This is a genomic window from Holospora elegans E1 (assembly GCF_000648275.1).
Taxonomy (GTDB): Bacteria; Pseudomonadota; Alphaproteobacteria; order Holosporales; family Holosporaceae; genus Holospora; species Holospora undulata_A.
Genome location: NZ_BAUP01000034.1, coordinates 20,940 through 27,841, shown reverse-complemented (window position 1 = coordinate 27,841; position 6,902 = coordinate 20,940). Strand labels below are relative to the sequence as shown.

The window sequence follows — 6,902 nt, the reverse complement described above, 5'->3', positions numbered from 1 at the left end:
CCAAAGATTTCCTTAAATTGGTTTAATAAACTGATGCGTGCTTGGGTGTGCGAATTTTCCTGGTGATCAAGCATGCTCTAAAACAAAGGAAATGCAATCTTTCCAACTCTAACAGCTAGTACGAGGCTATTGATATTCTGCGTTCCAAACTTCTAATTGGTGCCATCGAGCATTAAATGCATTTTAGGAACTTGCTCCCAAATGCTTGATATCAAGGCTTTTGAGAAGAGTCCAGAATCAATTCCTTGTCCTTTTAAAAAAACTCCTGATGCGTTCAAGCTTGGGAGTTCATCTTGTGGATCAGCGCAGGATGCTGAACCTTTCGCTGATCGATAAGTACGAAGGTTCATTTGCATTAAACATTTTTGTTTATTTTTAATAAAATAGCCTCTCTTTCGGATCTTTAAAAGACCCTTCAAAAAAGTGAGGGGGAGTATGGAATAAGGATGCAAACAAAGCAAGCTACGACCTGCATCTTTTGCATAGATTTCCCTTTATGGAAAGTGGCAGTATCCATAACACTACTGCTTTCTTTTGGAAGGTTTAGTAATAAAATCTGCTGTACCCAAGATGTAAACCCCCTTTGCAAGCCAGATATGAACCCAATTGCAATTATAGCTTGGTCAATTAAAGCACCTATGGCATTTGTTTTCCTCCCAGTTATGAGAGCCCATAACACCGCTTATCTTTTCAGAGCAACTATGCGTTCTTGGCATATCATGAGAAAAACCACTTCCATCACAACCTATCTGCTTATCTTTTTTTTTTTGGAAAAACGTAGATCTTTTTTCTGGATCGGATGATTGAGAGTTTTTTTATATGTCTCTCCTAAATGGTGTTTTGCATATCTTTACCAGAAGCGCTGACTTCTAACCTCTTAGCCCTTTCGTAGCACCTGTCTGGAAATTCTTCTATATCTCTTTGTCTAATTTTGTCCATGGGTTATTCCTTTTGTTGACTCCTTCAAGATTTTTGCTCCATCTCACTACTGCTGATTTAGATATGCAAAATCTAGCGGCTACTTTTTCAAATGATAGCCCATGCTTTATTTTTTAATACTTTTTTCGAAAATCTAGTGAATATGTCATAAATTTAATTATATAGTTTATTACTTATACTCTATCCAGCTCTATTGTCATATTCTTTTCAAGCTGTTTTAGCTATAATAAAAATTATCTTGTTTTTTTTAAAAAACAATTTATACTTTAATAGTAGAAACTAACCTTTTATTTTTTTATGAAATTTTTATTATTATTAACTTGTTTCATCTGTTTCCAAGCTTTTTCTAATAAAGAAAAAAGTAAAGAGTATTTAGAAAATATTGTTAGTAAAGAAAAAAATTTATAAACTATAAAAATTTTTTTTATGCTTAAGTGATTTACGTAAAAACGAAGAAGGTAGAATTGTTTCTATTTCATCGCTCAAAAATAACGAAATAGAGCTAATTAAAGGCGTTCTAGAAAGAATTCGTTTGGATGATGAGGTAAAAGAGACGCTCAATTTTTTAGATACTGATTCAAACTCCTTAAAAAAGAGAGATCCAGAAATGTTAAAAATTTTCTTTGAAACGTTTGATCTTTTAGATAAAAATTCAAAAGAACACTGGGTGTATAAGCTCAGTGAAAGAGGATCTTTGTTTTTTCAATATTTAAAATTTAAGGGGAAGTTAGAAGAAATAGAAAGTAGCTCAAACCTTATCTGGAGTGCGCTTCATGATGTATCATTAGGAAACATACGCATTCTAGATGTTTTTGATGGGATTGAAAAAGAAGAATTAAGTTCTATAATGAAGATAATCAAAGATAGAGACGATGGAGGAAAAGAGTGGTATTTTCATTTTTCTTCTGAAAATGTAAAAGACAATTTGCTTTCATTGATGTTTACTGAGGCGCCTGAAATTTTTTTGTTTTATTTAAAATCCACAGATTCAAAATTTGAGGATTTTTCTGAAGGGTTTAACAAGGCGCTAAAAGAAAGGCTGAAATTTCATTTTCACTTTTTAAAAGATCTTCCCGAGGAATTGAAAGAATTTCATCAAAAAATTGTTGGTCCGTTACAAATGGATTAAAGAGACCGATTGCTGTTAAGCTTCCTAATTTTGTACGCACTTGGGCTTGAGGTGTTTTTTCAAGGAAAGTTAAAATTAGAAAAATAAGTAAAAATTTAGCTGATTATCTTAATAATTTTTTTTATTTTTAATTTTTTGTTAAGTATTTTCCAAGTATTAAAGTTCGCTCTCAATTAAGTTCATTTTTTCTGTCTTTTTTGAGAGTGCGTTGTTTGGTGATCGGTAGTACAAAAGATCTTTTTCTTCAAAACCGATGGGATGCAACCAAAGATAATTTCTTGTTTGTGGAGGATGTTTTGCATCACTATCGCAAAGGTATTCTGTGGAGGGATTTAGCAGACCTCTTGCATAACTATCATCATATAGTAGTTTAGGTTGAATTAGATATTTTAAAGAACCACGAAATAGCGTTGAAATTTAGTATATTGCATTAAATCCACCTATTCATATTAGCCCAGGATTTCTCTATTGGATTGGAATCAAAAGAGTAAGGAGATAGAAAAATTATACCAAATTTTACAGATTTGGAGATAGAAAAATTATACCGAATTTTACAGATTTTATTAATTTTCTACTTCTCTTGTATTTATGAAAAGAGACAATGTTCATAATAACACCTTGACCAGGCTTTAGTTCCTTGATCAGAAACATCCTCCCCCTCACTTTTTTGAAGGGTCTTTAAAAGATCCGAAAGAGAGGCTATTTTATTAAAAATAAACAACAATGTTTAATGCAAATGAACCCCTCATCCTTAATAAATAAGATAACAAAACTATTAGCTTTTCACAATTTCCGCGCAGAGACTTTTAAAACCTTCGTACTTATCGATCAGCAAAATGTTCAGCATCCTGCGCTGATCCACAAGATGAACTCTCCACCTTCAATAAAATCTAAGCTTGAACGCGTCAGGCGTTTTTTTAAAAGGACAAGGAATTGATTCTGGACTCTTCTCAAAAGCCTTGATATCAAGCATTTGGGAGCAAATTCCTATCTTCTCAAAAGCCTTAATATCAAGTATTTGGGAGCCAGTTCCTAAAATGCATTTAATGCTCGATGGCACCAATTGGAAGTTTGGAACGCAGAATATCAATTGCCTCGTACTAGCTGTTAAAGTTGGAAAGATTACATTTCCTTTGTTTTTGGAGAATGCTTGATCACCAGAAAAATTCGCACACCCTAGCATGCATCAGTTTATTAAATCAACTTTTAAAACCTTCGTACTTATCGATCAGCGAAAGGTTCAGCATCCTGCGCTGATCCACAAGATGCACTCTCCACCTTCAATAAAATCCAAGCTTGAACGCATCAGGCGTTTTTTTAAAAGGACAAGTAATTGATTCTGGACTCTTCTCAAAAGCCTTGATATCAAGCATTTGGGAGCCAGTTCCTAAAATACATTTAATGCTCGATGGCACCAATTGGAAGTTTGGAACGCAGAATATCAATTGCCTCGTACTAGCTGTTAGAGTTGGAAAGATTACATTTCCTTTGTTTTGGAGCATGCTTGATCACCAGGAAAATTCGCACACCCTAGCACGCATCAGCTTATTAAACCAATTTCAGGAAATCTTTGGGGGCGATAAAATTCTCTCCTTTTCAGCTGATCGCGATTTTGTGGGCAAAGATTGGATCACTTATTTGTTTGACTTATTTGTTTGACTTATTTGTGTGACTTATTTGTGTGACTTATTTGTGTGACTTATTTGTGTGACTACACGATCCCTTTTTTATCCGTATAAAAGATAATCCATTGGCCAACTTCGGCACCTCTAAAAAGCCTTTGAAGGATTTTTTTATTCACCTAAATACGGACGAAAGCCGCCATCTGCAACATGCTGGATGATCCTAGGAGGGGGTATCGCAGGTAAAAAAAAGATGCTTACCTTGTCATTTGCTCAAGATAAGGACCGGGTACTAAACAAACAAAGATGGGATATTGAACGGCTGTTCAGAACTATGAAAACGCAAGGGGTTAACTTTGAAAATACCCCTATGAAAGATTTGGGAAGACTTTCCAAACTTGACGATTTTATACGCTTCTATAACGGGCCTTACACAAGAAATTGCTTACAAAAAAACAGTCAGAGCACCTTTGTTATTCATACTTCACAAGGGGGCTCAGGTAGATCAAAGATAAACTCTTATTCTTTGATTTCAGCGATCTTTTAAACTACCTGAAAAAAAGTGAGGGGGAGTATGATCGTCTATAAAACAATGTACCGTCGAATATGGTGGAAAATCTTTGTAGCATGCGCCATTGACAACCGCTCTTGATTATATAACATACTGCATTGCCCCTCTTTTTTGTTGTATTTGCTTTTATTTCCGCTATCAAAACGATGCTTTTTCACTTCCCACCCTCTCTTTTAAATCGCTTTGATAATTCTTCTTCTACACCTCCAATCCTTTTATATCACACTTTTTTATTCATGAATACAGGTTCTAAGGCTAGGCGCCAAAATTGAGCTATCTCCAGAAGACAACGGTATTGTCATGGAAGTCGATGAATTTTAGCATTATTTAAAAAAAAAGAAGCAAAAATTTGGATTTTTAAAGCTTGGAGTTTTAAAGTCCAGGATCGTGCTGGAAAACGGCTCATCGATTGGGAATTTGGTGATCACTATAGTCAAACATTCAAACGACTTTTTGAACGATTAAAAAAATAGAAAATTTTATTTTATTGCGCAGATCATTGGGCAGGTTTTAATAAAATTATTCCAAGTCCCCACCCCTTTTCAGGGAAAAGATAAACCGTTTTCCATTGAACAAAACAACGCTCCACACCACCTTTGGTTTGCAAGATTTTGCCCCCCTTGCAAACACACGATCACTTGAAATGCTAGAGGTAACACTGCGTATTTTTGCGGTACTTCATGTTAATAAAACTTTGAAAATTAACCATGCTCCCTTTGGTTAAAGGTCTCGTTTTTTTAAATCGCATACAACTGAGCAAAAAAGGAGGCGGCGCTTTCACCTAAATTTCTTTTAGTTAAGAGCAACTTGCTTTTTATTTTTTGAAGCTTACCTGACGCCTTTCGATTTTTGTCTATTGACTTTGTACAGGAAAAGGTCTTGGATCTTGTGTAAATTCTTGATAAAGTCTTTGATCTTCTGGAGACATATTTTTAGGATTTTCAGTACGAAGAATCCTGGGGCGAAGTAAAATCACAAGTTCTGTAATACGCTTAACCTTTTCTTCAGAACTAAATAACGCTCCTAACAGAGGAATATCACAAAGAAATGGGATACCAGAAGTCTTGTACTCTGAAGTTTCTTCCATTAATCCTCCAAGAATGATCACTTGGTTTTCTTTTGCAGCCACAACGGAATCCATTTCCCTGACCTGAATTACTGGAATTTCTGATTTCACTTGAGTAGCTATGCCTTTCATAGAAAGAGCGATGGCTGGATCGTTTTTAACATCAATGATGCGAGATATCGTTGGATGAAGAAATAAAACAATTTGTCCTGTTTCAAAATTAACCACAGGGTGTACGTACAAAATCAACCCAATAGGAACAGTCTGAATTTGACTTCTTGCTTTTTGAATATGAGGAGAATTTGCAGTCATCATAACTTCATCCATCTGCATTTCAAAAAATACTTCATTGCGTGCGACTTTTAGAACTGAGGCCTGATTGTTCAGTACTGTCAGCCTTGGATTGGCTAATGTGCGCACTGTTCCAAATTTACTCATAAAATTTGCAAAAGCGTTTAAGTTTTTGGTATCTATGAAGAATGAAAAAAATGCTCCGTCTTGCATATTTACCTTTGCATTAATTGCTGCACTTAATGCGGGAAGCGCATCCCATTGAATTCCGCTTTTATGTTCATCGGTTAACTCTATTTCAATAATTTTAGCTTCAATAAGAATTTGAGTCGTTGCAAGTTTTTGAAGATGTTTTAGATATAACTCGATAGCACGATGCTGTTTGGAATTTCCCCATACAGATAGTGTTCCTGCGTAACGGTTTAAAGCATAGGATGGTTTTTCTTTATTAATAGGCTCTTTTAATATATATTGAACATTATTTTCTAATTCTTCCCAAAAATTTACTTCGTTTTGACTTTTTATTTGGATAGAAGCACCATTTTCTTGAGAAAACGCTGACTTTCCCTTATTTCCCTGTCCTAAAATATCCGTCCTTACCGAAGTTTCTGTTTGAGTTTTTCTTGCACCTATTAAAAATTGAACGTTATAAATTTTTAAGTGAGGACTGTCTGGCGCAATATGAAGAGTGTCATTGAGGTAATAATACCGCAAATCATAAGTTGAGCTAAGATCGTCTAAAACTTTTTCTAAAGGTTTTTCTTGTGCACGGTATAAAACTGTTGTAGATTTAGCGCACGGTCGGTCAAAAACAATATTCACATTAGACTGTTTTGCCAGCTCGAAAAACACCTCCTGCAAGGGGAGTTGCCCTGATAAACAAATTGAAACAGGAATATCGTAACAGCACGGCTTAGAACATTTTTTTTGTAAAGGTATGCAGTGAACGCTAGAACGTTTACACACGGGTTTGGTAAGGCATAGAAAATCTTCTTTCGTTTTTTTTATATCAGGATCTTGGTAATTTTCTCTTTGACATCCACTTATAAAAAATATCCATATCCACATCAAAAAATTAGAGAAGAATGTATACATGTTAAGAAAGGATGTATTCTCTGTACCGCTAAAATGAATTTATCAGAAAGAATAATTTTATCAAGTGTTTACTTAAAATTACTAATAAATTTATTTTATTTGTTAAAATTTTAATTTTTTTTTGATGTAAATTTTATTATGATCACCATGCTTCTTTTGGGATTTTTAAGGTGTGCTTCTGAATTATAC

At 34.5% G+C, this 6,902-nt stretch carries 9 protein-coding genes; 7 read left to right on the top strand and 2 right to left on the bottom strand.

Features of this window, described 5'->3' with window-relative positions; translation table 11 throughout:
• Nucleotides 1–152: 152 nt before the first annotated feature.
• Complete coding sequence (locus HE1_RS08560; protein WP_035543568.1) at nt 153–356, bottom strand: hypothetical protein; 204 nt, start codon at nt 354–356, stop codon at nt 153–155.
• Nucleotides 357–1,471: 1,115 nt separating this feature from the next.
• Between HE1_RS08560 and HE1_RS00900 the strand changes: the two genes are divergently transcribed.
• The 7 genes from HE1_RS00900 to HE1_RS09510 all read left to right on the top strand — a co-directional run bounded on the left by HE1_RS00900 (nt 1,472) and on the right by HE1_RS09510 (nt 4,985).
• Entirely contained in the window at nt 1,472–2,068 is a 597-nt protein-coding gene (locus HE1_RS00900) for a hypothetical protein (protein ID WP_035543563.1), read from the top strand.
• Nucleotides 2,069–2,798: 730 nt separating this feature from the next.
• Nucleotides 2,799–3,005: a hypothetical protein gene (locus tag HE1_RS07920; protein ID WP_162480106.1), complete on the top strand. Its 207-nt coding sequence runs from the start codon at nt 2,799–2,801 to the stop codon at nt 3,003–3,005.
• A complete protein-coding gene (locus tag HE1_RS00895) occupies nt 2,965–3,222 on the top strand; it encodes a hypothetical protein (RefSeq protein WP_035543560.1) in 258 nt (85 codons plus the stop codon). The genes HE1_RS07920 and HE1_RS00895 overlap by 41 nt, the downstream gene beginning before the upstream one ends.
• Before the next feature lie 27 nt (nt 3,223–3,249).
• Nucleotides 3,250–3,405 (top strand): hypothetical protein, encoded by a 156-nt coding sequence (locus tag HE1_RS08555; protein WP_162531139.1) that lies wholly within the window; start codon nt 3,250–3,252, stop codon nt 3,403–3,405.
• Nucleotides 3,365–3,727: a hypothetical protein gene (locus HE1_RS00890; protein ID WP_052567158.1), complete on the top strand. Its 363-nt coding sequence runs from the start codon at nt 3,365–3,367 to the stop codon at nt 3,725–3,727. Before HE1_RS08555 ends, HE1_RS00890 begins: the two co-directional genes overlap by 41 nt.
• Nucleotides 3,728–3,943: 216 nt before the next feature.
• Nucleotides 3,944–4,237 carry a hypothetical protein gene (locus tag HE1_RS00885; RefSeq protein WP_162480104.1) on the top strand — a complete coding sequence of 98 codons (294 nt, stop codon included), beginning with the start codon at nt 3,944–3,946 and terminating at the stop codon, nt 4,235–4,237.
• Nucleotides 4,238–4,829: 592 nt separating this feature from the next.
• Nucleotides 4,830–4,985, top strand: coding sequence for a hypothetical protein (locus HE1_RS09510; protein ID WP_242837163.1), 156 nt, complete (start codon nt 4,830–4,832; stop codon nt 4,983–4,985).
• Nucleotides 4,986–5,114: 129 nt separating this feature from the next.
• Here the strand turns inward: HE1_RS09510 and HE1_RS00880 are convergent, their stop codons facing one another.
• The gene (locus tag HE1_RS00880; protein WP_084490821.1) at nt 5,115–6,713 is read right to left on the bottom strand and encodes a secretin GspD/PilQ domain-containing protein; all 1,599 of its coding nucleotides are present in this window, start codon (nt 6,711–6,713) and stop codon (nt 5,115–5,117) included.
• Nucleotides 6,714–6,902 lie beyond the last annotated feature (189 nt).

What these genes read in the sequence shown, in the direction of transcription:
- HE1_RS00880 (WP_084490821.1), bottom strand. Translation starts at nt 6,713, where the DNA reads ATGTATACATTCTTCTCTAATTTTTTGATGTGGATATGGATATTTTTT.
- HE1_RS08555 (WP_162531139.1), top strand. Translation starts at nt 3,250, where the DNA reads ATGCATCAGTTTATTAAATCAACTTTTAAAACCTTCGTACTTATCGAT.
- HE1_RS08560 (WP_035543568.1), bottom strand. Translation starts at nt 356, where the DNA reads ATGCAAATGAACCTTCGTACTTATCGATCAGCGAAAGGTTCAGCATCC.
- HE1_RS00885 (WP_162480104.1), top strand. Translation starts at nt 3,944, where the DNA reads ATGCTTACCTTGTCATTTGCTCAAGATAAGGACCGGGTACTAAACAAA.
- HE1_RS07920 (WP_162480106.1), top strand. Translation starts at nt 2,799, where the DNA reads ATGCAAATGAACCCCTCATCCTTAATAAATAAGATAACAAAACTATTA.